Raw genomic sequence first — 25,794 nt, 5'->3', positions numbered from 1 at the left:
GTGTCGTGGCGCCGGCCAGCCTGGCTGTCCGCGCGATGAATCACGCGACCGCCGGGTCACCCCGCGCGCTTCCCTGAGCACGTCGGCTTTGACCTTGATGAATCTCGGTGTGTATACGCCGTGCGACAGAGGTCAGCGACCGTTCGGCATACCATGCACAGATCACGCCCGCTCCTGCTCGTCGCGGTACAGGTTCGAAACTCGCATCGAGCTGCTACGCGTGCTGTAGACCCTCCATCGCACGGTGTGGGGACTCGTGCATGGCTCGGGTCCAGAGCCACTGATTTGTGTTGGCAACCAATTCTTCGCTAGTAATCGTCGTTCGCCGCTCGCGGGCTGCGTAGAAGGGTCGTCGCATCGCCACGGATGAGTTCTGACTCGTGCGCACGGCGAGCCGCGGACCGACGAACCGCAAGGTGGTTAATCCAGCGTGCGACATCAGTGGCGAGCGTATTCGAAGAGACGCCCCCACGACCCTGCGAGTTAATACAACGGCTTGCCATGCATCCGTCTCGACATTTGCCGCGCGTGATCCCATTGGGCACCGAACCCGAGTACTGCCATCTGAGGTGCTTTATTGACCAGCTGACGCGACGGAAATACTCCAAGACTGACTCCTAGAAGTTCGCTTGAAACGACGTTAATCTCTGTCAGATGCATAGGTCGCGGTGGGCGTAGAAACGGAGTGACGGACAATCATTTCACTGTCAAGCGCCGCAACGAACGGACGCCCGGCAGGCGCGAACTGATCAGCTCACGCACGTGGGTTATGCGTGAATGACATTCCGGTCCATTGCGCTTATTCAATCAATAGGAAGACACATGTGAAGCCTCGCGCGGCCGACAGGAGAAGCCTTTGACGCCCGCAGCACGCGCTATGCCGAACTTGCATATCCGGCGCGATAAATGGTATTGGACCGGCACTTCGGCGCCCCCTAGACTAGCATCACATCCATACTCAGCGTATTGAAAAATGACTCACAATAAATCGTCGCTAGCAACGCCGGCAGAGCTGCATACGTTTGTGGGGGCGGCATTGCGCGCCGCTGATTTGCCGGCGGGAGATGCGGAGGCGATCGCCTCGTTAATGGTTCAGGCAGATATGCAAGGCTCCGACGGCCACGGTGTAATTCGTCTGAGCCAATACGTCAAACGTATTGAAGCCGGTGGAATCAACCGCGTGCCCAAAATCAGGATGGTCTCGGATCGTCCTGCAATGGCGGTGATCGATGGGGATAATGGCATGGGTCATCTCGTCGTAACGGCGGCAACCAAGCTTGCGATTGAGAAGGCCCGAGAAACAGGAGTAGCTTGGGTTGGGACGCGCAATAGCAACCACGCGGGGCCCGCATCCCTGTATGCGCGGATGGCTGTCGAGCAGAAAATGATCGCTTTGTATTTCGCCGTCGGCAACGCGAATCATATGCCTCCGTGGGGCGGTACCGATCTACTGCTGTCGACAAATCCGATTGCGGTGGCGATCCCAACCAAGGACGAAGTGGACGTGGTGTTGGACATGGCTAGCACCGCAACGGCCTACGGCAAAGTCAAAGCAAAAGCAAAGCGGGGTGAACTGATGCCCGAGGGGTGGATGATGGACCGGAGCGGGCGTCCTCTCGTCGACCCGACGAAATCGGATGAAGGATTTCTCCTACCGATCGGCGGGCATAAAGGGTACGGTCTCGCACTGGTGATAGGAATTCTTGCGGGAACCCTAAACGGCGCGGCTATGGGCAAGCAAGTGGTCGACTTCAACAAAGACTCCTCTACCCGTACGAACACGGGCCAAAGCATAGTTGTCTTGGATGTAAATGCGTTCGCAGACTTGGAAGACTTCACCCGCGCGATAGATACACTGATCGGAGACCTTCGCAATTCGGCGAAGCTCCCCGGCGTCGATAGGATCTGGATGCCAGGCGAGCAGAGCGCGATCAAACGGGAGCGTTTCCGAGCAGGAGGCATCCCAATCTCAAACGGGGTACTACGAGATCTGGACTTGCTGGCGGACCAACTCTCAATCGGACGCCTGAAGACATTTTCTACAGCGACGACTGGAGTTCTCTAAGCAGAGGAGACATTCCTCAACGCGGTTGGTTTCTCACCTCAGAAATTGGCTAACTAAAGATATCCGTGGAACAAAGGTGGATACGTGACAATGCGATCAATCAACCCATCGAATGGGCGTACAGAAAAGGAAACCATGCCTCATGACGACGCCGAAATCGAGCGCCGCTTGGGGAACGCCCACGATTGCTACAAGGTATGGCGGAAAAGCCACATCGCGGAAAGACAGGAGGTGTTGTCGCGCGTCGCCGGAGCACTACGCGCGGGGAAAGAAAATTTTTCTTTCCTGATTACATCCGAGATGGGGAAGCCCATTGAGGAAGCGAGGGCGGAAATCGAAAAGTGCGCAGTAACCTGCGATTTCTATTCTGCAAATGCAGTGAGGTTGCTGGCTGACGAGCGGGTCGACAGTGGCGCGAGGGACAGTCGTGTCGTTTTCGACCCTATTGGGGTGGTTTTGGCGGTAATGCCATGGAACTACCCCTTTTGGCAAGTCATCCGAGCGACGGCTCCAGCGATCGCGGTGGGAAATACAGTTGTTATGAAACACGCGGCCAACGTGCCTCAATGCGCGCTTGCGCTTGAAACACTGTTCCGCGCGGCGTTGGCGCCCGAAGGCCTTTTTGCAACACTGCTTGTTGAGTCGGGACGAGTAGCGCCAGTGATTCGCGATGACCGCGTGGCCGCGGTTACCTTCACCGGTTCCACGCCGGTAGGAAGAAGCATTGCGCAGGAGGCCGGCGCAGCGCTTAAGAAACACGTGCTTGAGCTGGGCGGCTCCGATCCGTTCATCGTCCTGTCCGACGCTGATATCCCCGAGGCGGCGAGGGCAGCCGCGCGTTCGCGGTTTTCGAACGCCGGGCAAAGTTGCATATCCGCGAAGCGATTTATTGTCGAAAACGACGTAGCCGATCAGTTTGCGGACGCATTTGTCCGGGAGACGAGGACCTATCAAGCTGGTGATCCATTCAATGACGCAACTCGTCTCGGCCCGATGGCACGTAGGAACCTGCGAGACGAGCTGCATGCGCAGGTCGACGCGACTGTTAAGGAAGGCGCCGTTATTCGGGTCGGCGGAAAGATACCCGAGGGCGAAGGGAACTTTTACCCAGCGACGATCCTAGATCATGTCGAACCCGAAATGACGGCCGCGACGCAGGAGACGTTTGGGCCTGCGGCTTCCATTATCCGCGTCCGGAATTCGGAGCACGCGCTGGACGTGGCAAACGCAACGGCATTTGGACTTGGCGCAGCGGTCTGGACCGGTGACCTAGATAAGGGACAAGCCATCGCACGTGATATCGAAGCGGGGGCCGTATTTGTGAATGCAGTAGTTGCGTCGGACCCGCGTCTTCCCTTCGGCGGCATCAAGCAGTCGGGCTACGGTAGGGAACTCGGTGTCTGGGGCTTAAGGGAGTTCGCAAACGTCAAGACGATGTACAGTCACTAGGCGACCTCAACTGGGTGTTGTGGCCGAAAATTTCCCGACTAAGAGGACTACGAAATGGGCTTGAAATTTATGGAGCATATTCTCATCCTTACCCACGATCCGGAGGGTACTCGAGATTGGTTCTGCAATAACCTCGGATTTCGAGATGGTTACCACCCTGAGTTTGGCTTTCCTGTTCATTGGTTGTACATCGGCGAGCAGGATGTTGTTCACATCGGGCGGTCTCGCCACTCGGAACACCAAGACACATATCTGAGTACCCCGGTTGATGCACAGGGCGTCGACTACAGTTCTCAAGGGCAACCTGGCTCCGGACATATCGACCACGTTTGCTTTAACTGTGAAGACATCGTGGAATTTATCGAACGGTTGGAGCGAAATGGCACCACGTACAGCGAGCGAAAGGCTCACAACTCCAACCTGTACCAGCTCTTTATGAGAGAGCCAATTAACGGGATAAAGGTGGAATTGAACTTCCAGGCCCGCGAAGCGATTGAAGCCGGGCGCGTTGCCGAGTGGACCAGCACTGGTTCTGAATAGCATCTCTAACGGCGCAAAATTAATAACGACTCGTTGAATGAGGCTCAAATGTCTGCGAATTTGTACGTCGTCTCGGCTCCGCTGCTGACGACGCTTCCCGTAGTAGGTAGCAAAGAGCGCTTCCCCGTGAATCGAATCTTTTGCGTCGGCCGCAATTACGCTGAACACGCCCGTGAAATGGGTCATGACCCCGACAGAGCTCCTCCATTTTTCTTCATGAAGCCGGCTACGTCTCTTGTGGTAGACGGGGCTTCAATTACATACCCCGCAATGACGAGCGATCTCCATCACGAGGTAGAACTGGTCGTTGCTTTGTCACAAGGGGGATCAAACCTCAGGACCGAGGAGGCGCTCTCCATGGTGTTTGGGTACGCCGTTGGGCTGGATATGACTCGTAGAGATCTTCAGGCCGAGTTAAAAAAGTTGGGACGACCTTGGGAGACGGCGAAGTCCTTTGACGGGTCGGCGCCGTGCTCGGCCATTCGAACTGCCTCAACTGGCGGACATCCAAGCTCCGGAACTATTGAGCTTAGCGTCAACGGCCAGCGCCGCCAGCACGGAGACCTCGCCGATATGATTTGGAACGTCCCCGAAACGATCGCCTACCTTTCGACGCTCTTCGCATTGTTGCCCGGGGACCTAATCTTCACCGGCACACCCTCGGGCGTAGGCGCAGTCGCCCGCGGAGACCAACTGCATGCCTCTGTCCAAGACGTCGGAGAGCTCACCGTGATCATCCGATAATCCGAACCAGCTTCGAAGGAGAACGGTTATGGCCGCTTACTGGCTTGCTCGGGCCCGCGTCGCGGATCCCGTTGAGTACAAGAGATACACGGACCGGGTACCCGACATTATGAAGAAGTATGGGGCAAGGATCCATGTGCGGGGAGGGGATTTCAAGGTTATGGAAGGACCCGAGAGATTCACGCGGTTTATTGTCGTGGAATTTCCCACGTTCGAGGCGGCCGTCTCTTGCTTCGAGTCCGATGAGTACCGTGCGGCCGCAGAGTTCCGACGAAATGGGGCCGGTGAGGTTGAAATCACCATCGTTGACGGCGGCGATGCTACCCCTCGGTAGCTTCTTTCAGGAGGTTATGTGTCAAATCCAAAATCCAGTAGTGCCACGCCGACAATTCTTAGGCCTAACGAAATTGCCCGTCATGATCGCGGCGGAGGTGCCGCAACGACGCCACTTGTCTCGCGTCGAATTGGCGCAACGGGCTTTATAAATGGGATCACAGAATTCCGGCCCGGCGCGGTAATTCCTTTCCATAGCCACAACTGCGAAGAAAGTGTGGTGTTGTTGGAGGGCGAAGCGGTAATCGACATCAATGGCGAAAGCGTGCCGCTCAGTCAATTCGACACCACCTGGATTCCGCCGAACGTCGTGCATAGGTTCCGTAACGCGTCAGAGAAATCCCCTATGAAGATACTTTGGATCTACGCATCGATGGACGCGACTCGGACGCTTGAGGAGACCGGGGAAACCCGGCCAGTCGCGTCGGAGCATCGTTAGTCTCGACCCACTAAGCCCTAACTTCCGCTGAAGGTTGTCGTCAGACTAGCCCCAAGTTTGTATACATTCAATTAAGACTCCTCTGGACTGGCATTACCGGCCGAGGCCCCGCGCAATCAGTTTTATTTCGACAAATATGACTACATTCGGAGACATGAAATGGGACTCACGAAACGGTTGTCCACCGCGCTTGCGCTCGTCGCAACGTTGACGAGTACGAGCGCGACAGCGGGGCCGAATTTTACCGTCGGCCTCTCGCTCTTCTATGGCGGAAATCCTTTTGTTATCACGCTCCAAAATGGGGCGAGAAAAGCCGTCGAGGATTGGAAGGCGAAAGGCGTCAATATTAATATGCTGGTGACTAACGGCGGCGATACAGACACGACTCGACAGATCGGTGATCTTGAAGATCTTTATGCACAAGGTGTCAACGGACTCGTAGTGTTCCCTGGCGATAGCGTTGTCGTTTCTGAACCGGTTAAGAACATTTATAACAAAAACCATATTCCGGTCGTCGTTGCAGACACCGGTTTGAACTCGGGAAAATACGACTATCTCGTTATCTCGAACAACTTTGAAGGGGGGCAGAGGGCCGCCGAGCTTATGGCCAAGAACCTGAAGCCTTCTTCAAGTGTGATCGTCTTCGACAACGCGACTGGGGTAGCAGTGGCGCAAGCCCGGATCAATGGATTCGAAACGCGCGCGAAGGAATTGGGATTGAAAGTCATAACGCGGAAGACATTGAAGCTAAGTCTGGAAGACGGTAGACGCACGATGCAAGATACGATCCTCTCCAGTCCTGAAGTTTCAGGAGTGTTCTTTATTAATCAGTTGGTGGCACAGGGTGCGTATGCGGCACTCGTCGAGGCTAAGCGCACTGACGTTAAGCTTGTCTCCTTTGACCTCGATCGCGTCTCATATCAAATGGTCAAAGATGGAAGGATACTCGGTCTTGTCGTTCAGGATCCCTATAAAATTGGCTACGAGAGCATGAATGCCATGGCCATGAAGCTGATGGGGGCTACTCTCAAGGCGCACGAAGACCTTCTTCCAACGAAAGTGCTAACGAAAGAGAACGCGTCAGCCTTCGCGGACGACCCGCAAGTGACTGGAAAGTAGACCGGTGCGGCGCCGGAACATGGCGTAGGGCACACTCTAATGAACACGCGGCGGTTTTGACGGTCACTGGAGTCTACGGTGGTTATGAGTCTACGGAATCGGAACAAGAATTCGGAGCAGGAGATGCCTAAGTATATTTTCGACTGCGGAGGGATCGTTAAAACCTTCCTCGGCGTCCAAGCGTTGAAGAGCGTTGACTTCGCTGTGGAACCGGGGCGGATTCACGGTCTTGTCGGCGAAAACGGAGCCGGAAAAAGTACGTTGTTGAAGATTATCTCGGGGGTCCATCACCCCGATTCGGGTCACATGCAACTCGATGGTGACACCATCCATCTTGCCGGAACTGACGACGCGCTCAAGAAGGGAATCGTCACGGTTCACCAGGATATTAATTTGATCGAGAGCATGACTGTAGCGGAGAACATCATGCTGAACAACGAGCCGGCGCGCGCCGGACTTCTTCGTCGACAGAGTCAAAAAGAAGAGGTGACCAGGCTTCTTCACGACTACGGTATCGAGGCGGACCCGGACTCCGTGATCTCGACGCTGCCCAACGACGTCAAGAAGATGGTCCAGATCCTCAAGGCTGTCAGTCGGAATCCGCGACTGCTATTGCTCGATGAGCCGACATCAGCTCTTACAGACATAGAGGTTAACTTCGTTCTCGATTTGATCAGAGCGCTTTCCCGGAATGGCGTCGGCATCGTTTTTGTGTCGCACTACCTCGCTGAAGTGTTTGCCGTTTGCGACGACATCACAGTGCTTCGCGACGGCGCTATCGTTGCGAGCACCTCAAAGGATGCCACGTCCCTCGATGAAGTCATACAGAGGATGGTCGGACGTTCGCTAACTATGGAGCCCGAGCGGCCGACATCGTCGCCGGCAGCGGACATATTGTTGTCTGTACGCAATCTGAGCGTTCGAGGCGGTTTGGACAATGTCACATTTGATTTACACCGCGGCGAAGTTCTCGGTTTTACTGGACTGACTGGTTCAGGCTTGACTGAACTCTCTCGAGCGTTATTCGGTAGCAGCAACAATAAGCGGTCCAGTGGCAATTTCGAGATTGCTGGACGCGCGGTCGACCTCGATAGCCCCGTGCGTTCGATTGGTTACGGAATGGCGTTGCTCACGCATGACCGTTTGCGCGACGGAATTCTTCCCGAATCGCCGATTTACGACAACGTATGCATGGCCAACCTGGATTATTTCAACGGCCGTTTCGGGCTTCTTGATGAGAAAGCGATGGTTGAGACGGGGCGGTCAGCAATCGAGCGATTGAGGATTCGTGCGCCCGGTCCAAAAAGCAAAATTAAATTTCTCAGTGGCGGCAATCAACAGAAAGTGCTGTTCGCAAAATGGCTGGAAACCAAGCCATCGATTTTCATACTTGACGAGCCAACGACGGGTGTGGATGTAGGGTCGAAGGCTGAGATACACGCGACGATAGCTGCGATAGTATCCGCCGGGGTTGGGGTCATCCTTATTAGCGCGGACCTCCTCGACATAGAGCGTCTGTGCAATCGAGTGCTCGTAATGTTCAGAGGATCCGTAGTAGGAGAATTTTCGGGCGCGAGTATCCGTCGCGAGGCTATCCTCGCCACAAGTGTCAGTGGGAGAATGCAATGAAGATAGACGAAAAAAACGTGGCTTCATCGACTATGATGTCATCCCTTTTGGGCCCTAAATCGCGCTTAATAGAGGGGCTGCGGCAATCCTACGGCCTTATTCAGGCAATGGGCGTCCTTATCCTGCTGGTTTTGATCTTATCGTTGTTGTCCCCGCGATTTTTAACGTGGATAAACATCTACAACCTTATGGGGCAGATGGCAGTCGCGCTCATTGTGGCGGCCGGCATGACCGTGGTGATGATTTCCGGGGAGTTTGATATCTCGGTGGGATCCGTAGTTGCACTCTCGGCTGCCGTCTCTGCGACCCTCATGCCGCACATCGGTGTAGTCCTAGCGATTTTAGTTTCGTTGCTCGTTGGTCCTGTACTTGGGCTATTTAGTGGACTTGTCGTTACTCGGGGACACGTCCCTTCATTCATCGCCACACTGGGTATGATGATGATCGCCCGGAGTCTTGCATTTGTGACGACCGGTGGTCAGGTTATATCAAATCTCCCTGACGCTTTTACGGAAACCGGTCAGGGCGTCACGTTTGGCGTCCCGAACACGTTTTTGATCGCGGTCCTATGCTATGGCGCGGGTTGGGTTTTGATGACACGCACGACGTTTGGTAAGAAAGTGTATGCGGTCGGAGCAAACCGAAACGTAGCGGTGCTGTCGGGGATCCGAGCTGACCGAGTGAAGATTATCTGCCTCATGATCGTCGGGTTGTCGGCTTCATTCGCGGGCAATCTCCTCTTATCTCGCGTCGGCGCCATCCAGGCGGACACAGCCAAGGGCCTCGAGTTTGAGGTAATCGCTGCGGTTGTGATCGGCGGAACGAGTTTGAGCGGCGGTCAAGGGAATATCCTGCGTACGATCATCGGAGTTGTCACGATCGCGTTAATTCGTAACTTTCTTAACCTTTCTCGCATTGATATTTTCTGGCAAGACTTCGCCACCGGCGCAATTATCCTTGGAGCGGTGCTACTTGACGTGCTTCAGAAGCGGATTGCTGGGCAGGTGAGATAACGGCCGCCTCCGCAGAACATAGGCCTGCCTCGCCGTAGTGGGCTCGTGAGAGCACCGGAATGGAGCACATGATCGACCTTCATCGATGTGAATGCTTGGCGTGCGGCTAATCCTAACCTTGGGGCGGGGTCTGAAGTTTGGGAAACGAACTCGTTATCGACGTATTGGACCTGTCGTTTCTACGACATGTCGCGGCTCCCGGGAGCAGAGGTTCCGCTCCACCCAAAGCCGGGTTATGTGTTTCCGCGCGCCGTCGCCGGCTCGCGCGCTGCAAAGATGAGAGGCCGGCTGTCTCAACCATATCGTGAGGAGAGTACAAATGCAGAAGCTTAAAGGAAAGGTCGCGGTAATTACTGGTGGGAGTAGTGGAATGGGTCTCGCCACCGCTAAAAGGTTCGTTGAAGAGGGTGCCACCGTCTACACAATGGATCGTGCTGAGTCACCTATTAAAGACATTGTCACCGCCGTACGCGGTGATGTTTCCAAACTCGCTGACCTCGACCGACTCTACGATAAGGTCGCGACCGAAAAGGGGAAGTTTGACGTCTTGTTTGTAGCGGCGGGTGTGGTCGATCCGCAACCGTTAGTACAGACGACGGAGGAAAGCTTCGATAGGCAGTTTTCGATCAATACGAAGGGACTAGTATTCACGGTGCAAAAGGCGTTGCCGCTTCTCAATGATGGGGGCGCGATCGTCGTCATTACGTCCATCGCTGCGCACAAGGGACTTCCGAGTCTTGGAACTTATGCCGCGACTAAGGCGGCGGTTCGGTCATTCGTTAGAACGTGGACGACGGAGTTGAAAGGGCGCCGCATCCGGGTCAACTCAATCTGCCCAGGCCCGATCGACACGCCAATCTTCGAGCAGGTCGCTGATACTAAGGAAGGTCAGGATCAACGTCGCGCAGAGGATGCGGCCCACGTCCCTTTTGGGCGACTAGGCCGGCCTGAGGAGATCGCGTCGACGGCACTTTTTCTCGCGTCAGACGAAGCTAGCTATATCGCCGGAGTTGATCTGCACGTAGATGGTGGCTGGGCTTCGGTGTGACGTCAACAGCTAATGAGGCAGGTCGCTGACGGCCTGGCGGTTTCAGAGACCCCCTTTTCAAGGGTGAGAGACGATGAGTTCATTTTCCGGTAAAACGGTTTTAGTTTCGGGCGGAGCGAGTGGAATCGGCGAAAGAGTCGCCGAAGAGATTGTTGCGCGAGGTGGGAACGTCGTCATAGGGGACGTGAACTCTGATCTTGGTGCAGCATTAAATTCCAGGTTGGGGAAGAACTCCGCGTTTGTTGAGCTGAATGTGAGTAACAACCGTGATTGCGTAAGGGCAGTCGAAAGCGCCCAGTCTCAGTTTGGGGGGCTCGATTTCCTAGTGAACTGTGCGATCGCCATGAATGCGAAGCCGCTGATCGATCTTCCCGAGGAGGGTTGGCGAAAGACTGTTGACGTCGGCCTCACGGGGACGTTTCTGATGTGTCGAGCTTTTGCGGCCCACCTTCTTCGGCGCGGAACGTTGGGTGCCATAGTTAATGTCTCATCAATTGGCGGACAGCATCCGTATGGGGGGCGGGCGCGTACAGCGCGGTAAAGGGGGCGGTTACTCTATTGACCGAGCAAATGGCACTCGAATGGGCGGAGCATGGAATTCGGGTGAACGCTGTGGCCCCGGGAACCATAGAAACACCGCTTACAGTTTATTTGAAAGACCCCGAAGTTCGCGAGTCTCGCAGAGCCGCCGTGCCATTGGGCCGTATCGGCCAGCCTGACGATATCTGTAAGGGAATACTGTATCTTCTGAGCGATGACGCATCGTGGGTTACGGCTACGACTCTCACAATTGACGGCGGTGTCAGTAAAACGCTTTTCAACTATCTTAAAGGCCGCAAGTGGAGCTAACAGAGCGCCAGGCGATGGCGTGAGGCCGGGCGACCCGTAATAGAGGGAACGGTCGTGACGCAAGGCTTTGCCTCGTCATGGAGACGCGGCCTATCCACGAAGTAGGTGTCGTTCTATAGTTGCGCTCTGGGAAGAACCGGGGTTCCCTCCGGAGAATGGCGGATAGCGAGTCCGCAGGTAAAAAGCCACCTCAGCTCGCATTGTCGCTGTCGTTCGTAATGCTAACGAAATATTTTTTGGAGATGACGATGAACGAGTCGATATCAGCGGAGTTTCCCTTTGAACTAAAGAGGCTGTCCGTGGCCGATGCTGAGATGGCGTTCATTGACGTTGGGGAAGGTGACCCGATCGTCTTTTTGCACGGAAACCCAACCTCGTCTTACCTATGGCGTAACGTGATTCCTCATGTCCAATCGTTAGGGAGATGTCTTGCGCCGGACTTGATTGGAATGGGTCATTCCAGTGTCTCGCCGACCTATTGTTACAGGTTCTCGGACCATGCGAAGTACCTCGATTCTTGGTTTGAGCAGTTGAGCCTGCGTAAGAAAGTCATCCTAGTGGTTCACGACTGGGGGGCGGCACTTGGATTCGACTGGGCGGCGCGGTTCCCTGCTTCTGTGGAAGGCATTGTCTATATGGAGGCGATGGTGCGCCCCCGCATGTGGACGGATATGCCGCCGGAACGGCAGGCGGTTTTTAAACGGTTGCGCGGTTCTGACGGGATAAAAATGGTACTGGAGGACAACTTCTTTGTCGAGAAGATGCTCTTCGAGCATGGCGTCATCCGTAATTTATCTGACGAAGAAAAAGATATCTACCGCCGACCCTTCAAGGAGCCAGGTGTGTCGCGTTTGCCGACGTTGCTCTGGCCTCGTGAAATCGTGTTTGACGGCGAACCGCCGGATGTGTATGCGCGTGTTAAACGCTACAGTGATTGGCTTTCAACTAGTCTGGATGTGCCAAAGCTGTTCATTAATGCAGAGGAAGGTCATGGTACAGCCGGAGCGGCGCGTGAGTTCTGCAGGACTTGGCCCAATCAAAAGGAAATCTCTCTAAAGGCGAGGCACTACGTACCCGAGGACTGCCCGCATGAGATTGGAGAAGCATTGGCGGAATTCGTTCGCACGATTCGAAATTGAACCGGATTCATCAGATTGCCGACATGCTGTTGTTTCTCGGACACGGTGCTATCGGCAGTTTCGAGTCTATCTCTCGATGTGTTGCGTAGTCTTTAACTGGACGGAAGCGGGCGCACGTTTCTCTGGGAGAAATATCGCTCCTCATGGACTAACTGGAGTTTCAAAAAATGTCTGCTCAGGACAAATTCGACGTGGTCGGTACGGCAACGTCGGCCATAGAATACAAGCTCGGGACACTTCCCGAGCGTCTTAAAGCGTTCAAGGCTGACTATAAAGCTGGTAAGCCGCCGTTCAACGCCCCGCCTCACATTCACCCGATTATGGAGCGAGCGACGGAAGAGCTAATCGCCAGCGGCCTTGTTCGCAATTCCGTTAAGGAGGGAAATCTCGCGCCAAACTTCCAGCTTCAGGATCAGGACGGGAATCAGGTTTCGTCGATCGAGTTGCTGAGCCAAGGTCCGTTAATCGTTTCATTCTATCGCGGGGCGTGGTGTCCTTACTGCAACATAGAGATCCAGGCAATGAACGAGTTTTTGCCCACGATCCATTCGCTCGGCGCTAAGCTGGTTGCGATTTCCCCGATGACCCCCGCGAATGGTCGCAGAGCGGTGCGGAAGCACGAGTTGAACTTTCCGGTGCTCAGCGACCCCGGGAATGAGGTGGCAGCTCAGTACGGGCTGAAGTTTGAGCTTCCGAACTACCTAATTGACTTGTATAAAAGCTTGAGAAATGAGTTACCCGCGGTGAACGGTGACCCAAGCTGGACCCTCCCGATGCCAGCGCGCTTCGTGGTTGGCCAAGATGGCTACATTCTTTACTCGGAGGTCAATCCGGATTACACGCATCGCCCCGATCCGTCCGAAATGTTGCCTATTCTGAAGAAGCTTGCCGGAAGCTGATGTTAGTTTTAGGTGACGCGTTTGGTTTAATCGATAGGACGGAGGAACCGGCGTTGCGGCCGTCCGTCAGTCGCCTTACTCGATTGGGGCACTTTGCACGCGTGCGCTTCTTTGATTCTTCCGGCTATTGATTACTTTCCGAAGTATTCGAGCGGCAGGCAAGCCGCTCCTTCTGGGTCTCGGCCGGCGCGAGGCTGACGCTTGCGGCGCTTCGTTTCTACGCTCCGTTGCGTCACTACCATGCCCTGGCAGTTCGAAGAGACCGTAGAGCTGGACAGAAGAGTTAAGGTCGGATCGTGTCGATAGCTTCGATGTACTAGCGATATAGTGGGTTGCTCGCTTCTGCGGATGAAATGATGATTCGTCGACGGGTCACGGTCGTGAATCTGAGGAGGTTAGATATAAATGAGATGGAAGATACCTGGAGAATACGGTCATTATGTCTACGGCACGATTCAGTCCGATATAACCTGCGCGGTGGGTTCTGGGATCGCTTCCATTCAGTTTTACGAGGGTCGCGCCTTAGTCTCCCAATGGCTTGGTGCCTATCTGGTCTCCTGGGGGGCGATGCTGCCGGTTGTGGTGTTTGCGGCTCCGTTAATTCGCTGGCTCACGAACAGAATCACCAACTAACGTGGTAATCGACACTATTGCCAATTAGAGTGTGCGTGCCGGGTGGCACGATGATATGTTCGAGACGCTCAAGACCTTCCACCATCCGTTCCGACAGCTATTGAATTGCGTCGCGCCTAAATACCTCGACGTTGGTCGTCCGAGTTGCGTGCACGTAAGCGCCTCGGGATCAATTCCGTTGGGTAATCCGCCGATCCAGTAAGTAAGATCAAAAGTGGAATATCGAGCAAAGGGAGTTCTACGCAATGAAGAAGTCGAAGTTCACAGACAGCCAGACCATGGAAGCGCTGAAGCGGGCGGAATCGAGCATCGCTGTGCCGGAGATTGGCCGCGAGCTGGCCACGAATACCACAATCTTCTACGGCTAGCGCGGTAAGTACGGCGGCATAGACGCGTCGCTGATGGCGAGGATGAAAGAGCTTAAGGCGGAGAGCGCACTGGTGCGCTAGATGTACTTCAAAGAGAAGATCACGGCCAAGATCGTCGCGCAGGCGCGGGTAAAAAAATGTGTGGTCCGCCCTGGCTTTGGAAGGCGAGCGTTATCCATCTCACGCGTAGCAGTTTGAGTCAATGTATCCGGCCTCTCGCGAGCCGGCCACTTTTGACGACTAGGCCGTGCTGGGATCGGCGCACACCGTTCTTGACAAAGGGCACCGGGATTTGCGGCTTCCGTATTTTACTCGTTCGACGCCCACGAACGTCCATAAACTTTTTCTGAGCGAAGGGCCGCTCAAGCTGCTTCGTATTGATGTCAGTGATTAGGCACATACTCGCTAGCGTATCGATCAGTATAGAATGCAAGAAAAATCAAAGCGGGCCGATTAAATTATATACTGATCAGTTAGGAGAGATCGGTTTCAGGTGCGCGAGGGTGCTGTCGGCCAACGCGCGGAGCTGGTCCGCAGTGGTACGTAGTGGCCCACGGCTGCGCCCATAATTGCGACTTCCTCAAGGATCGATTCATTCAATCTGGCAGGACGTTCTGAGTCGGTCTGCTGCGACAGTTCCCCTTCGTCCCGTTGCCCGTTGAACACGGGAATTGCCGATTGCCACGCACCCCGTCGGCCGGCTGTCGGAAAGCTGGGCTGCTATGGATTCCGGGAGTAATTCCTTGATCGCCTACCGAATCGTCGGTGCTTCAAGGCTTTGTGGGCATAAGCCATATGCGTCCGCTGGTAGCAATCCACCGCCTTAAGAAGCAAGGATTCCTTGTTTCCGAGAGTGGCGTAGAGGCTCTGGCGCGTAATGCCCATTGCCTCTAAAAGATCACTCAACGAGGTGCCCTCGTAGCCGCGGTCAGTTCATTCATTGTCGAGCCGCCATAGTCGCGGCGGCAAAAAGACATCCATTGCTCGATCAAGCGCTTCGGCCTCGTCATAGGTGCGGGGACGCGCCATATCAGTACTTCCTTTTTTATTTATCGGTCGTTATAGAATGTTGTTGACTAAATCCAATCGTGGTTATAAATTAAACGTTCATTACATATTTCGTCTAGTGAGCGCACTCGATGTCCAGTGACGCCCACCACGTCGGAACAACGGCATATGTGCGCATGGCGGGCTGCTCGTCTCGCCCTACAAGCGCCGCTCCCGCCGGGAGGAGAGCGTGAGAATGGAACTTCGACATCTGCGCTGCTTCGTTGCGGTAGCCGAAGAACTCCATTTCGCCCGTGCGGCCGAACGGCTGCACATGGAGCAATCGCCCCTATCAAGGGCGATCAAGGAGCTAGAGGAAGACCTCGGGGTTCAGCTTTTTCTGCGAACCACACGCAGCACACGATTAACTCATGCGGGGAGATTGTTCCTGGAGCATGTGCCGCGTGTCTTCGTTGTCTTGCAGCAGGCACGAGATAGCGTCAGGGCCGCGACCAACGGCTTCAATGGTCAATTGCGTGTTGCGCTTTCCGATGGAATAACGCCGTCGCGTTTCTCCGGTTTCTTGGCATTGTGTCGGCAGGAGGAGCCAGAGACCGAGATTCGGTTGTTTGAGACTCCGCTCGCTCAACAAATCAGAGGATTGCGCGACGATCTGTATGACGTCGGCTTTGCTCAATCAGGTGAAGCAGGTGATGGGATCATAGCTGAGGCCGTCTGGGACGAACCGATGATGGTTGCGCTGCCGGCGCGTCATCCGCTGCTGGCCTACAAGCGCTTGCCATTGGAGGAAGTGCTGCGCCATCCACTAGCGCTTGGCGATCCTCAAGTGTGCGAAGGGCACGCCCGTCAAGTTGAGCGCGCGTTACGGCGTGCGGATCGGGAGCCGTTAATAGCTGAGCGAGTCTCTTCTATCGATTTGATGATGGCGTTGGTGTCAGCGGGTTTCGCCTTGGGACTAGCGGGTGCTTCTCAAATCGCCAGTAGCCGTGAACCAGGCGTGGTCGCGAGGCCGCTCGCAGGCCGCACGCCGATGCTTACCACTTATCTTTTGCACTTGGATAAAGAGCCCACGGATGCGCTAGCTCGCTTCATCGAAAGGGTCAGCAGCGTCGGGTCGCCCGACGGCGGGAAGTCTGAAATTCCGCATCAGCCGAGTGGCTCGGAAGAGGTTGAACAATGAACAAGATCGCCGCTTTTCTGTTTGTCGCGTTGTTGAGCTCCTGTGGCAATTCCGAGCGGATCGATACGGTGGAATCATTGGTGGCAAACCCCGATCGTCTGCGTGAGGTCGAACAAAAGTGTGCGAGCGATGCGAAAGCGCTGTCGGCCGAATGCAATGCTGCGTCGGAAGCTAGGCACCAACTGTTCGTTGGTAACGGCCCACAATACACGCCGTCGAAGAGTACGCCCAGATTCTGAATTGTTGATGCGCGACACATGGCAGATGCGTCTTTGCGGCTTGCGCTGTACCGTGCATAAGTACGCTGTGATTCGCTTCCGCTATCTTCCATTGGAAATCTTGTTCTTTTCTCACTATTTCTTTCGATAACGGTCTTTGACCAGCACTGACCCAGCACCGATCCTTCTGGCTACGCGACACATTTTCGCCGCGTAACGCAGGAGAAAGTCGGAGGCCGGCATGAATGGGACCAGCGTGCTGTTCGGCCAGATGCTGACGGTGTTCAGCATTGTGGTCGCGGGAACTTGGGCTGCAACCCAGTGGACCGCCGCACACCTTGGCTACCAGCTGCGCCTTGGCTCGCCCTGGTTCGACTGGCTTGGCATTCCGTTCTATCACCCGTGGCGACTGTTCGAGTGGTGGTACTGGTACGACGCCTATGCGCCGAGCCTGTTTCTTGAGGGCGGGGGCATCGCGGCAACCAGCGGCGTTGCAGCCGCCATAGTCGCCGTCGGCATGTCGGTATGGCGCGCGCGCCAGTCGCGCCTCGTCACGACCTACGGTTCGGCACGCTGGGCCGACGCGCGCGACATTCGCGGGGTGGGCCTGACACAGCCCGCAGGCGTTTTTCTCGGCCTGCATGACCGCCAGTACCTGCGGCACGAAGGTCCCGAACACGTCCTGACTTTTGCACCCACACGTTCCGGTAAGGGTGTGGGCTTGGTGATCCCCACGCTGTTAAGCTGGCCGGCGTCTGCTGTCATCCACGACATCAAGGGCGAGAACTGGACGATAACTGCGGGCTGGCGCTCGCGCTTCTCGCATTGCCTGCTCTTCAATCCTACCGATGCGAAATCGGCTGCGTACAACCCGCTGCTCGAAGTCCGGCGCGGCACACACGAAGTACGCGATGTGCAGAACATCGCGGACATTCTTGTTGATCCAGAAGGTGCGCTCGAACGCCGTAACCATTGGGAAAAGACTTCGCATGCGCTGTTGGTTGGCGCAATCTTGCATGTGCTCTATGCGGACGAAGACAAGACGCTACGCGGCGTCGCCAATTTCCTGTCTGATCCCGCGTGCCCGTTCGAGCTGACGTTACATCGAATGATGACGACGCGGCACCTCGGCGATGCACCGCATCCCGTTGTCGCATCAGCCGCGCGTGAAGTGCTCAATAAGAGCGACAACGAGCGATCAGGCGTGCTGTCCACGGCCATGTCGTTTCTCGGCTTATACCGCGACCCTACCGTGGCCGAGGTCACCTCGCGCTGCGACTGGCGCATCGCCGACCTGATCGCGTCTGAGCATCCAGTGTCGTTATGCCTCGTCGTGCCGCCATCCGACATCAGCCGCACAAAACCGCTGGTGCGCTTGATCCTCAACCAAATCGGCCGGCGTTTGACCGAATCGCTCGACGGTAGTGACGGCATCACACGCCGTCACAAGCTGTTGTTGATGCTCGACGAGTTCCCGGCGCTCGGTCGGCTCGACTTCTTCGAGACAGCGCTGGCGTTCATGGCCGGCTACGGTATTCGCAGCTTCCTCATTGCGCAATCGCTCAACCAGATCGACAAAGCCTACGGCCAGAACCATTCCATTCTTGACAACTGCCATGTGCGCGTGACGTTCGCCACAAATGACGAGCGCACCGCCAAGCGCATCTCGGAAACGCTCGGCACCGCGACTGAACTGCGCGCGCAGCGCAACTACGCCGGCCACCGGCTCGCGCCGTGGCTCGGGCACCTGATGGTGTCGCGCCAGGAAACTGCGCGTCCATTGCTGACGCCGGGCGAAGTGATGCAGCTCCCGCCTGACGAATCGGTGGTGATGGTATCCGGCCTGGCACCGATCAAGGCGAAGAAATTGCGTTACTACACCGACGCCAATTTCAGGCGCCGCGTGCTGCCGCCGCCTTTGCTCTGGGTCGGGGCCTACGTCGATGCACCTCCATCGCGACCCGACGATTGGAGTGGACTAGCGGTTCCCGCCGTTCCAACCGCGCCCGCCGCTACTTATCTCTCGGACGACGACGCTGGCACCTCCGATGACGGTGGTGGGCCACGACGACAGCCCGAGCTGTCGGAAATCTCCGAATACAGCCCCGAACAGCAACTCGCCGACAGTGACCTCGCGCTGCTCGATGACGACGACCTGACACCGCCGCTCCCTCGCCAGTTCGATCCGGCCATGCAGCGCACGGCCCGGCTGGCGTCCCTCGATCACGACGAGGGACGCCAGCTATGACTCAGTATCGCCTCAATCTGTTCATTCCGTCCGAACACGCCCGACGCCTCGACGAACTGGCGACCAAGAAGGGCGTGTCGAAGTCGTCCATCGTCGCGGCTGCACTTGCGTCTTGGCTTTCGCCCGATGCGGGCGACCAGCGCGAGGCGGCGATTGCCAAACGGCTCGACCGGCTCTCTCGCCAGTTCGAGAAGCTGGAGCGTGACCAGAACATCGAGATCGAAACGCTGGCGCTATTCGTCCGCTACTTCCTCACGGTCAGCACGCCCGTTCCCGAAGCCCATCAGGATGCGGCCCGTGCGCAGGGCAGGGCGCGCTTCGAGCAGTTCGTCGAACAGCTTGGCCGCCATCTGATGCGCGGCCGCAGCCTCGTGCGCGAGGTGGTGGAGGAACTGAACCCTGACGACGCACGGCTGGACGAGGCGGCGGCGCAGGCCGAAGCACAGGGGCGTGCCTCATGAGCGTACTCATTTCCAGCCACGCCCAATCCTTCGCCAGCACGTCGCTCGACCGGCGCATCCGCATGTTACGCACGGCGATGGGGCCGCTGCTTGCCGCCGCGCTCGAAGATCCGGACGTCGTGGAAATCATGCTCAATCCCGACCGCACGCTCTGGATTGACCGCCTGTCGTCGGGCCGCGCACCGATGGGTGCTGAGCTATCCGAAGAAGACGGCGAACGCATCATCCGCCTGGTCGCCGCGCATGTCGGCGCTGAAGTGCATCGCGGGCAGCCGCTTCTGACCGCCGAACTGCCGGAAACCGGCGAACGCTTCGAGGGCATTTTGCCGCCCGCCGCGCCGGGACCGGCTTTCGCGCTGCGCAAGCGCGCGGTCGGCGTCATCCCGCTTGAACGATACATTGCCGACGGCATGATGACCGTCAAACAGGCGCAGTTCTTGCGCGACGCGGTGCGTGGGCGCCAGAACATCCTGATCGCTGGCGGCACCAGTACCGGAAAGACCACGCTCGCCAATGCCTTGCTCGCGGAGATCGCCGTCACCGGCGATCGCGTGCTGGTACTCGAAGACACCATCGAATTGCAATGCACGGCACGAGACCACGTACCGCTGCGTACTCGCCCGGGCGTCGTGTCGATGACGGAACTGGTCCGCGCCACGATGCGCCTGCGGCCTGACCGCGTAATCGTCGGCGAGGTGCGCGGCGGCGAGGCACTGGATCTCATCAAGGTCTGGGGCACAGGGCACCCCGGCGGCATCGCCACGATCCACGCCGGCTCCGCTCTGGGCGCGTTGCTGCGCGTCGAACAACTCATCCTCGAAGTGGCTGTAAACCCGCCGCGCGCGCTGATCGCGGAGGCAGTCAACGTCGTCATCCACATCGCCGGCCGCGGTCGCCATCGGCGCATCGAGCGCATCGCCCGAGTGACCGGGTTTGATGCTGTTGGCTACCAGCTCCGCGACGCCATGCCGCCGATGTCACGTTCCGCCTCCTCTTCGCCTCCCCTTGGAGAATCCTTATGAGCCACGCCCATGTTCTGCGCTTTTCAGTAAATCCGCTTGTACGCCTTCGCAGCCTGGTTCAGCCGACGCTGCAAGGACTGATGCTGGCAGTGGTGACGATCGCGTTGACCAGCACGGCGAAGGCCAGCGGCTCGAACATGCCGTGGGAAGCGCCATTGCAATCCATCCTTGACTCCATCCAGGGGCCGGTCGCCAAAATCATCGCGGTCATCATCATCATCGTGACCGGCCTCACGCTTGCGTTTGGCGACACCAGCGGCGGCTTCCGACGGCTCATCCAGATTGTGTTCGGGCTGTCGATCGCCTTCGCCGCATCGAGCTTCTTCCTGTCGTTCTTTAGCTTTTCCGGCGGGGCCGTCGTATGAGCACAGCTACCGACCTGCCGGGCTTCGAGGTGCCGCTGCATCGGTCGCTCACCGAGCCGATCCTGATGGGCGGTGCGCCGCGCACCGTGGCAATCGCCAACGGCACGCTGGCCGCCGCCGTGGGATTGGGCCTGCAACTGTGGATCCCCGGCATTGCGTTATGGCTGATCGGCCATTCGCTCGCGGTATGGGGCGCAAAGGTCGATCCGCAGTTCATGCAGGTTTTCGCGCGGCACCTGAAACACAAGTCGCTGCTGGACGTGTGAGGACCGGGAGACAATCGCATGTTGTACCTCGCCGAATACCGTAAGCGTCCCGCCATGCTCGCCGACTGGCTCCCGTGGGCAGGCCTCATCGCGGCCGGCGTGGTGCTGAACAAGGATGGCAGCTTCCAGCGCACGGCACGCTTTCGCGGGCCGGATCTCGACAGCGCCACACAGGGCGAACTGATCGCTACGACCGCGCGCCTCAACAATGCGCTGCGCCGCCTGGGATCGGGCTGGGCCATGTTCATCGACGCCGAACGCCGGCCAGCGGCCGACTATCCGCACTCGAACTTCCCCGAGGCGCTGTCGTGGCTGGTAGACGAGGAACGCCGCGCCGCGTTCGAGCTGGCTGGCAGTCACTTTGAGAGCGGCTATCACCTGACGATGGCGTACCTGCCGCCGGAGGAATCCCGCGCTCGCGCCGCGAAACTACTGTACGAGAACACGCCCACGTCCGGCGTGGACTGGCGCGAACGGCTCGCCGCCTTCGTCGCCGAGACAGACCGTGTGTTCGACCTGCTCGACGGCGTGATGCCCGAGATCATGTGGCTGGATGACAGCGAGACGCTCACGTACCTGCACGCGACCGTCGCGACGCGGCGCTACCGCATCGGTGTGCCCGAAGTACCGTTTCATCTCGATGCGCTGCTGGCCGACTCGGCGTTGATCGGTGGCCTCGCGCCGATGCTCGGCGACCAGCACCTGCGCGTCGTCACGGTACGCGGCTTTCCGACTTCGACCTGGCCTGGTCTGCTCGATGACCTCAACCGGCTAGGTTTCGCCTATCGCTGGTCCACGCGATTCCTCTGTCTGGACAAGGCTGAAGCGGAGAAAGAGCTGACGCGCTTGCGTCGGCAATGGTTCGCCAAGCGCAAGAACGTCATTGCACTGCTGCGCGAAACCATCTTCCAGCAGGAATCACCACTCGTCGATACGGACGCGAGCAACAAGGCGATGGATGCCGACGCCGCCTTGCAGGAACTAGGCAGCGATCAGGTAGCGTTCGGCTACGTGACCGCGACTGTCACGGTCATGGATGCAGACGCCGCAGCGGCCGACGAAAAACTGCGGAGGATCGAACGGACGATCCAGGGACGCGGTTTCGTCACGATCCCCGAAACCCTCAATGCGGTCGAAGCGTGGCTATCGTCGATTCCCGGCCACGCCTACGCCAACGTCCGCCAGCCGAGCATTTCGACGCTGAACCTCGCGCACCTGATGCCGCTGTCGGCAGTGTGGGCCGGGCCGGAGAAGAACAAACATCTCGACGGCCCGCCGCTCATCGTCACGCGCACCGACGGCGATACGCCGTTCCGCCTTGTAACGCACATCGGCGACGTGGGCCATACGCTCGTGGTCGGCCCGACCGGCATGGGCAAGTCGGTACTGCTCGCCAAGCTGGCGATGCAGTTCCGCCGCTATCGCGGCTCGCGCATCTTCGCCTTCGACATGGGCCGCTCGATGCGCGCCACGATTCTCGGCCTCGGCGGCGAGCACTACGACCTCGGCTCCGATGGCACGATCGCATTCCAGCCGCTTGCGCTCATCGACCGGGAAAGATACTGCACCTGGGCGGCTGAATGGGTTGAAGGCCGTCTGCTGCAAGAAGGGATAGCCGTCGGTCCCGATGAGAAGGCCGCCGTATGGTCAGCACTCGGCAGTCTCGCAGGTGCGCCCATCGAACAGCGCACGCTCACGGGCCTGTCGGTGCTGCTCCAGTCCAATGCGCTACGCCAGGCACTCGCGCCTTACGTGCTCGGTGGCGCACACGGCCGGCTACTCGATGCCGACCATGACCGGCTCGGCAGCGCCGACGTGCAGGGCTTCGAGATGGAGGAATGCCGAGCAAGGCGGCAGTGCTTGCCGTGCTCGGCTATCTGTTCGCGCGTTTCGACGAGCGTTTCGACGGTGCGCCGACGCTGCTGATCCTCGACGAGTCCTGGCTGTTCCTCGATGACCCGATATTCGCCGCGCGTATCCGTCGGTGGCTCAAGACGCTGCGCAAGAAAAACGTGTCGGTGATCTTCGCCACGCAGTCGCTCGCCGACATCAAGGATTCGAGCATCGCACCCGCGATCATCGAGAGCTGCGCGAGCCGCATCTTCCTGCCCAACCCGCAGGCGGCCGAGCCGCAGATTCGCACGATCTACGAAGGCTTTGGCCTGAACAGCCGGCAGATCGAGATCGTCGCCAGCGCCGAACCCAAGCGTGACTACTACTACCAGTCGCGCCTCGGCAACCGCCTGTTCGACCTTGATCTAGGGCCGGCCACGCTGGCATTCGTCGGCGCGTCCACGCCGCAGGACCAGCGGGACATCGACCGCGTGCTGCTGAACGCCGGCACGCTCGGCTTCGCAGGTGCGTGGCTGCGTCATAGCGGCCTCGACTGGGCCGCAGATCTCATGCCTTCGTACCTCACGTCAACAGGGATTCGGCCATGAAAAAGACCGCGCTGGCCATCGTCACGGCCTTACTGCTGTCGGTGTCGTCCGCGTGCTTTGCGCAGTGGCCAGTGTTCGATGCGGCGAACTATTCGCAGAACCTGCTCACTGCAGCGCGCGAACTGCAACAGATCGACAACCAGATCCAGCAGTTGCAGAACGAGGCGACGATGCTGGTCAACCAGGGCCGTAATCTCACAAGCCTGAATTTCAATTCGCTATCGCAGTTGCTGTCCACGCTGGCGACGACGAACCAGTTGATCTCGCAGGCGCAGGGACTCACGTTCAACGTCGCGCAATCACAGGCTACGTTCAACCGGCTGTATCCGCCGTCCTATGGCGCTGGCACTAGCAACGCGCAGATGGTGCAGGATGCGCAGACGCGCTGGCAAACCTCGGTACAGGCATTGCAGACCTCGACACAGATGCAGTCGCAGGCCGCGCAAAACCTGCTGTCCGATCAAGGGGTGTTGAGCAGCCTGGTGACACAGAGCCAGGGTGCGGTCGGCGCGTTGCAGGCGAGCCAGGCGACGAACCAGTTGCTCGCGCTCATCGCGCGGCAGGCGATCCAGTCACAGCAGCTTACTGTGTCGCAGCAGCGCGCCACGGCGCTCGACCAGGCGCGTGCCGCGGCCGACGAGGCGCAGGCGCAGCAGGTCCGTACCCGCTTCATCGGCAGCGGTCCGCAATACACGCCGCAGTCGGTGAGCTTCTACGGGAACTGATGGGCCATGTGCCGCGCACTGGTCCTTTCCATCATTGCCATGCTGACTGCTTGCAGCCGGCATGGGCCGGTGTTGACGGTCGACGCACTCGCGCACGATCCGCAGCGGCTTTACGCGCTGCGCCATCGTTGTGCCGTTGCACACCCATCCGCGGATTACACGACGTGCGGCCTGATGGACGCAGCGTATGCGCGACGCTTCTTCTTGGGGCCGGGCGGTGTCAACGAGTACCAGACGCTCGCCGACGTGCAGCCGATCTCGGCGAGCTTCGAGGCACCGCAAGGAGATCGGCCATGAACGATCTTTCCGTCATCGACCAGTTCCTGACTGTCTTCTCGCAATACATCGACTCGGGCTTTGGCCTGCTGCACGGCGAAGTCGCGTATCTCTCGGCCACGCTGATCGTCATCGACATGACGCTCGCCGGCCTGTTCTGGGCGATGGGTGGCGAGGAAGTGCTGGCTAAGCTGATTCGCAAGACCCTCTACTGGTGCCTTCGCCTACATCATCGGTAACTTCAACGCGCTCGCGGGTATCGTGTTCCGCTCGTTCGTGGGACTCGGCCTGCTTGCGACGGGCTCGTCGATCAGTGTCGGCAATTTCCTGCAACCCGGGCGGCTGGCCGCGATTGGCGTCCAGGCTGGACAGCCGATCCTGCTACAGGTCGGCACGATGTCCAACGGAATCACAGCGGTCTTCAGCAACATCGACATGATCGTGGTGCTGCTGCTCGCCTGGATCGTCGTGGTCATCAGCTTCTTCATTCTGGCCGTCCAGCTTTTCGTAACGCTGATCGAGTTCAAGCTGACCACGCTCGCGGGCTTTGTGTTGGTGCCGTTCGCGCTCTGGAACAGGACCGCGTTTCTCGCAGAAAAGGTGCTCGGCAACGTGGTGTCGTCTGGCATCAAGGTGCTGGTGCTCGCCGTGATCGTCGGCATTGGCTCGACGATCTTTGGGCAGTTCCAGATGCCAGCCGGTACCGATCCCTCGCTGAACCACGCGCTCGCCATCATGCTTGCCTCGCTCACGATGCTCGGACTCGGCATCTTCGGGCCGGGCATTGCGACCGGGCTGGTGTCCGGTGCGCCGCAGCTCGGCGCGGGCGCTGCCGCCGGCACGGCGCTGGGCGTAGCGGGCCTCGCCGTCGCAGGCGGTGCTGCCGTTGCGACGGGCGGCGCGGCGGTAGCCGCCGGCGCGCGTCTCGTTGCACGCGGCGCGCTTGGCACCGCTCGGGCCGCCAGCGGTGCCGCGTCGGCTTACCGCGCAGGCGCAACCGCATCCGGCGCGACGGGCGCGCGTGCTTTCGGCGCGGGCGTCGCCAACGCCGCGCGCAGCGGCGCGCAGGCCGCACCTGCTACCGGCGCAAGCACTGGGGCGTCGTCCGCTTCGCCTGAAACCGCAGGCACCGCATCCACGCCGTCGTCGTCTGCCGATGACGAATCGCCGGCTGGCAAGCCGCCTGACTGGGCGAAGCGCCTGCAACGGCGCCAACACATCACGCATGGCGCAACGACCGCCGCGCACGTCGTTCGCTCGGGCGATCACGGCGGCAGCGGAGTCGCGCCGGACATCAACGATTCCTCGAACGAGTAA

At 58.3% G+C, this 25,794-nt stretch carries 24 protein-coding genes and 3 pseudogenes; 26 read left to right on the top strand and 1 reads right to left on the bottom strand.

Annotated elements, in window-relative coordinates; translation table 11 throughout:
• The first annotated feature begins 973 nt into the window (after window positions 1-973).
• The 15 genes and pseudogenes from PPGU16_RS40785 (at window position 974) to PPGU16_RS43165 (ending at window position 14,267) form a co-directional block, all read left to right on the top strand.
• Window positions 974-2,065: an Ldh family oxidoreductase gene (locus PPGU16_RS40785; RefSeq protein WP_180727263.1), complete on the top strand. Its 1,092-nt coding sequence runs from the start codon at window positions 974-976 to the stop codon at window positions 2,063-2,065.
• Window positions 2,066-2,200: 135 nt separating this feature from the next.
• A complete protein-coding gene (locus PPGU16_RS40780) occupies window positions 2,201-3,514 on the top strand; it encodes an NAD-dependent succinate-semialdehyde dehydrogenase (RefSeq protein ID WP_243460778.1) in 1,314 nt (437 codons plus the stop codon).
• 54 nt (window positions 3,515-3,568) lie between these two features.
• Window positions 3,569-4,054, top strand: a complete 486-nt coding sequence (locus tag PPGU16_RS40775) for a VOC family protein (RefSeq protein WP_180727261.1) — start codon at window positions 3,569-3,571, stop codon at window positions 4,052-4,054.
• Window positions 4,055-4,102: 48 nt separating this feature from the next.
• Window positions 4,103-4,798 carry a fumarylacetoacetate hydrolase family protein gene (locus tag PPGU16_RS40770; RefSeq protein WP_180727260.1) on the top strand — a complete coding sequence of 232 codons (696 nt, stop codon included), beginning with the start codon at window positions 4,103-4,105 and terminating at the stop codon, window positions 4,796-4,798.
• Window positions 4,799-4,826: 28 nt separating this feature from the next.
• Window positions 4,827-5,132 (top strand): DUF1330 domain-containing protein, encoded by a 306-nt coding sequence (locus PPGU16_RS40765; protein WP_180727259.1) that lies wholly within the window; start codon window positions 4,827-4,829, stop codon window positions 5,130-5,132.
• Window positions 5,133-5,150: 18 nt separating this feature from the next.
• On the top strand, window positions 5,151-5,570 hold the full coding sequence (locus PPGU16_RS40760) for a cupin domain-containing protein (RefSeq protein WP_180727258.1): 420 nt from the start codon (window positions 5,151-5,153) through the stop codon (window positions 5,568-5,570).
• A 159-nt stretch (window positions 5,571-5,729) separates the two neighbouring features.
• Entirely contained in the window at window positions 5,730-6,689 is a 960-nt protein-coding gene (locus PPGU16_RS40755; protein ID WP_180727257.1) for a substrate-binding domain-containing protein, read from the top strand.
• Between the two features lie 123 nt (window positions 6,690-6,812).
• Window positions 6,813-8,318, top strand: coding sequence for a sugar ABC transporter ATP-binding protein (locus tag PPGU16_RS40750; protein WP_180727256.1), 1,506 nt, complete (start codon window positions 6,813-6,815; stop codon window positions 8,316-8,318).
• On the top strand, window positions 8,315-9,331 hold the full coding sequence (locus tag PPGU16_RS40745; protein ID WP_243460777.1) for an ABC transporter permease: 1,017 nt from the start codon (window positions 8,315-8,317) through the stop codon (window positions 9,329-9,331). Before PPGU16_RS40750 ends, PPGU16_RS40745 begins: the two co-directional genes overlap by 4 nt.
• A gap of 319 nt (window positions 9,332-9,650) precedes the next feature.
• Window positions 9,651-10,379, top strand: a complete 729-nt coding sequence (locus PPGU16_RS40740) for an SDR family NAD(P)-dependent oxidoreductase (protein WP_180727255.1) — start codon at window positions 9,651-9,653, stop codon at window positions 10,377-10,379.
• Window positions 10,380-10,452: 73 nt separating this feature from the next.
• Window positions 10,453-11,228 (top strand): annotated as a pseudogene (locus PPGU16_RS43325) (SDR family NAD(P)-dependent oxidoreductase).
• Window positions 11,229-11,476: 248 nt separating this feature from the next.
• On the top strand, window positions 11,477-12,367 hold the full coding sequence (locus tag PPGU16_RS40725) for a haloalkane dehalogenase (RefSeq protein WP_345961198.1): 891 nt from the start codon (window positions 11,477-11,479) through the stop codon (window positions 12,365-12,367).
• Window positions 12,368-12,534: 167 nt separating this feature from the next.
• Window positions 12,535-13,266: a peroxiredoxin-like family protein gene (locus PPGU16_RS40720; protein WP_180727253.1), complete on the top strand. Its 732-nt coding sequence runs from the start codon at window positions 12,535-12,537 to the stop codon at window positions 13,264-13,266.
• 405 nt (window positions 13,267-13,671) lie between these two features.
• Window positions 13,672-13,899: a DUF2798 domain-containing protein gene (locus PPGU16_RS40715; RefSeq protein ID WP_180727252.1), complete on the top strand. Its 228-nt coding sequence runs from the start codon at window positions 13,672-13,674 to the stop codon at window positions 13,897-13,899.
• Between the two features lie 245 nt (window positions 13,900-14,144).
• Entirely contained in the window at window positions 14,145-14,267 is a 123-nt protein-coding gene (locus PPGU16_RS43165) for a hypothetical protein (protein ID WP_274600003.1), read from the top strand.
• A gap of 720 nt (window positions 14,268-14,987) precedes the next feature.
• Here PPGU16_RS43165 and PPGU16_RS42980 read toward each other — a convergent pair.
• Complete coding sequence (locus tag PPGU16_RS42980; RefSeq protein ID WP_243460833.1) at window positions 14,988-15,152, bottom strand: hypothetical protein; 165 nt, start codon at window positions 15,150-15,152, stop codon at window positions 14,988-14,990.
• A gap of 358 nt (window positions 15,153-15,510) precedes the next feature.
• On the opposite strand from PPGU16_RS42980, the gene PPGU16_RS40705 reads away from it, so the two are divergent.
• The 11 genes and pseudogenes from PPGU16_RS40705 (at window position 15,511) to trbL (ending at window position 25,794) form a co-directional block, all read left to right on the top strand.
• Window positions 15,511-16,455 (top strand): LysR family transcriptional regulator, encoded by a 945-nt coding sequence (locus PPGU16_RS40705; protein WP_180727251.1) that lies wholly within the window; start codon window positions 15,511-15,513, stop codon window positions 16,453-16,455.
• A complete protein-coding gene (locus tag PPGU16_RS40700; protein WP_180727250.1) occupies window positions 16,452-16,694 on the top strand; it encodes an EexN family lipoprotein in 243 nt (80 codons plus the stop codon). Before PPGU16_RS40705 ends, PPGU16_RS40700 begins: the two co-directional genes overlap by 4 nt.
• A 220-nt stretch (window positions 16,695-16,914) precedes the next feature.
• Window positions 16,915-18,921, top strand: a complete 2,007-nt coding sequence (locus tag PPGU16_RS40695; protein WP_180727249.1) for a conjugal transfer protein TraG — start codon at window positions 16,915-16,917, stop codon at window positions 18,919-18,921.
• Window positions 18,918-19,382: a CopG family transcriptional regulator gene (locus PPGU16_RS40690; protein ID WP_180727248.1), complete on the top strand. Its 465-nt coding sequence runs from the start codon at window positions 18,918-18,920 to the stop codon at window positions 19,380-19,382. The genes PPGU16_RS40695 and PPGU16_RS40690 overlap by 4 nt, the downstream gene beginning before the upstream one ends.
• Window positions 19,379-20,404 (top strand): P-type conjugative transfer ATPase TrbB, encoded by a 1,026-nt coding sequence (gene trbB, locus PPGU16_RS40685; RefSeq protein ID WP_434064458.1) that lies wholly within the window; start codon window positions 19,379-19,381, stop codon window positions 20,402-20,404. Before PPGU16_RS40690 ends, trbB begins: the two co-directional genes overlap by 4 nt.
• Entirely contained in the window at window positions 20,401-20,769 is a 369-nt protein-coding gene (locus PPGU16_RS40680; protein WP_180727247.1) for a TrbC/VirB2 family type IV secretion system protein, read from the top strand. Before trbB ends, PPGU16_RS40680 begins: the two co-directional genes overlap by 4 nt.
• A complete protein-coding gene (locus PPGU16_RS40675; protein ID WP_180727246.1) occupies window positions 20,766-21,035 on the top strand; it encodes a VirB3 family type IV secretion system protein in 270 nt (89 codons plus the stop codon). The genes PPGU16_RS40680 and PPGU16_RS40675 overlap by 4 nt, the downstream gene beginning before the upstream one ends.
• A gap of 18 nt (window positions 21,036-21,053) precedes the next feature.
• Window positions 21,054-23,476 (top strand): annotated as a pseudogene (gene trbE, locus PPGU16_RS40670) (conjugal transfer protein TrbE).
• The gene (gene trbJ, locus PPGU16_RS40665; protein WP_180727245.1) at window positions 23,473-24,201 is read left to right on the top strand and encodes a P-type conjugative transfer protein TrbJ; all 729 of its coding nucleotides are present in this window, start codon (window positions 23,473-23,475) and stop codon (window positions 24,199-24,201) included. Before trbE ends, trbJ begins: the two are co-directional and overlap by 4 nt.
• A gap of 39 nt (window positions 24,202-24,240) precedes the next feature.
• Complete coding sequence (locus tag PPGU16_RS40660) at window positions 24,241-24,498, top strand: hypothetical protein (protein ID WP_243460776.1); 258 nt, start codon at window positions 24,241-24,243, stop codon at window positions 24,496-24,498.
• A pseudogene (gene trbL, locus PPGU16_RS40655) lies at window positions 24,495-25,794 on the top strand (P-type conjugative transfer protein TrbL). Before PPGU16_RS40660 ends, trbL begins: the two are co-directional and overlap by 4 nt.

It is taken from the genome of Paraburkholderia largidicola (genome assembly GCF_013426895.1).
GTDB classification, from domain to species: Bacteria; Pseudomonadota; Gammaproteobacteria; order Burkholderiales; family Burkholderiaceae; genus Paraburkholderia; species Paraburkholderia largidicola.
The sequence above is the reverse complement of the archived record's forward strand: the minus strand, read 5'-3'. Positions and strand labels throughout refer to the sequence as shown.

What these genes read in the sequence shown, in the direction of transcription:
- PPGU16_RS40785 (WP_180727263.1), top strand. Translation starts at nt 974, where the DNA reads ATGACTCACAATAAATCGTCGCTAGCAACGCCGGCAGAGCTGCATACG.
- PPGU16_RS40780 (WP_243460778.1), top strand. Translation starts at nt 2,201, where the DNA reads ATGCCTCATGACGACGCCGAAATCGAGCGCCGCTTGGGGAACGCCCAC.
- PPGU16_RS40775 (WP_180727261.1), top strand. Translation starts at nt 3,569, where the DNA reads ATGGGCTTGAAATTTATGGAGCATATTCTCATCCTTACCCACGATCCG.
- PPGU16_RS40770 (WP_180727260.1), top strand. Translation starts at nt 4,103, where the DNA reads ATGTCTGCGAATTTGTACGTCGTCTCGGCTCCGCTGCTGACGACGCTT.
- PPGU16_RS40765 (WP_180727259.1), top strand. Translation starts at nt 4,827, where the DNA reads ATGGCCGCTTACTGGCTTGCTCGGGCCCGCGTCGCGGATCCCGTTGAG.
- PPGU16_RS40755 (WP_180727257.1), top strand. Translation starts at nt 5,730, where the DNA reads ATGGGACTCACGAAACGGTTGTCCACCGCGCTTGCGCTCGTCGCAACG.
- PPGU16_RS40750 (WP_180727256.1), top strand. Translation starts at nt 6,813, where the DNA reads ATGCCTAAGTATATTTTCGACTGCGGAGGGATCGTTAAAACCTTCCTC.
- PPGU16_RS40745 (WP_243460777.1), top strand. Translation starts at nt 8,315, where the DNA reads ATGAAGATAGACGAAAAAAACGTGGCTTCATCGACTATGATGTCATCC.
- PPGU16_RS40740 (WP_180727255.1), top strand. Translation starts at nt 9,651, where the DNA reads ATGCAGAAGCTTAAAGGAAAGGTCGCGGTAATTACTGGTGGGAGTAGT.
- PPGU16_RS40725 (WP_345961198.1), top strand. Translation starts at nt 11,477, where the DNA reads ATGAACGAGTCGATATCAGCGGAGTTTCCCTTTGAACTAAAGAGGCTG.
- PPGU16_RS40720 (WP_180727253.1), top strand. Translation starts at nt 12,535, where the DNA reads ATGTCTGCTCAGGACAAATTCGACGTGGTCGGTACGGCAACGTCGGCC.
- PPGU16_RS40715 (WP_180727252.1), top strand. Translation starts at nt 13,672, where the DNA reads ATGAGATGGAAGATACCTGGAGAATACGGTCATTATGTCTACGGCACG.
- PPGU16_RS43165 (WP_274600003.1), top strand. Translation starts at nt 14,145, where the DNA reads ATGAAGAAGTCGAAGTTCACAGACAGCCAGACCATGGAAGCGCTGAAG.
- PPGU16_RS42980 (WP_243460833.1), bottom strand. Translation starts at nt 15,152, where the DNA reads ATGGGCATTACGCGCCAGAGCCTCTACGCCACTCTCGGAAACAAGGAA.
- PPGU16_RS40705 (WP_180727251.1), top strand. Translation starts at nt 15,511, where the DNA reads ATGGAACTTCGACATCTGCGCTGCTTCGTTGCGGTAGCCGAAGAACTC.
- PPGU16_RS40700 (WP_180727250.1), top strand. Translation starts at nt 16,452, where the DNA reads ATGAACAAGATCGCCGCTTTTCTGTTTGTCGCGTTGTTGAGCTCCTGT.
- PPGU16_RS40695 (WP_180727249.1), top strand. Translation starts at nt 16,915, where the DNA reads ATGAATGGGACCAGCGTGCTGTTCGGCCAGATGCTGACGGTGTTCAGC.
- PPGU16_RS40690 (WP_180727248.1), top strand. Translation starts at nt 18,918, where the DNA reads ATGACTCAGTATCGCCTCAATCTGTTCATTCCGTCCGAACACGCCCGA.
- trbB (WP_434064458.1), top strand. Translation starts at nt 19,379, where the DNA reads ATGAGCGTACTCATTTCCAGCCACGCCCAATCCTTCGCCAGCACGTCG.
- PPGU16_RS40680 (WP_180727247.1), top strand. Translation starts at nt 20,401, where the DNA reads ATGAGCCACGCCCATGTTCTGCGCTTTTCAGTAAATCCGCTTGTACGC.
- PPGU16_RS40675 (WP_180727246.1), top strand. Translation starts at nt 20,766, where the DNA reads ATGAGCACAGCTACCGACCTGCCGGGCTTCGAGGTGCCGCTGCATCGG.
- trbJ (WP_180727245.1), top strand. Translation starts at nt 23,473, where the DNA reads ATGAAAAAGACCGCGCTGGCCATCGTCACGGCCTTACTGCTGTCGGTG.
- PPGU16_RS40660 (WP_243460776.1), top strand. Translation starts at nt 24,241, where the DNA reads ATGCTGACTGCTTGCAGCCGGCATGGGCCGGTGTTGACGGTCGACGCA.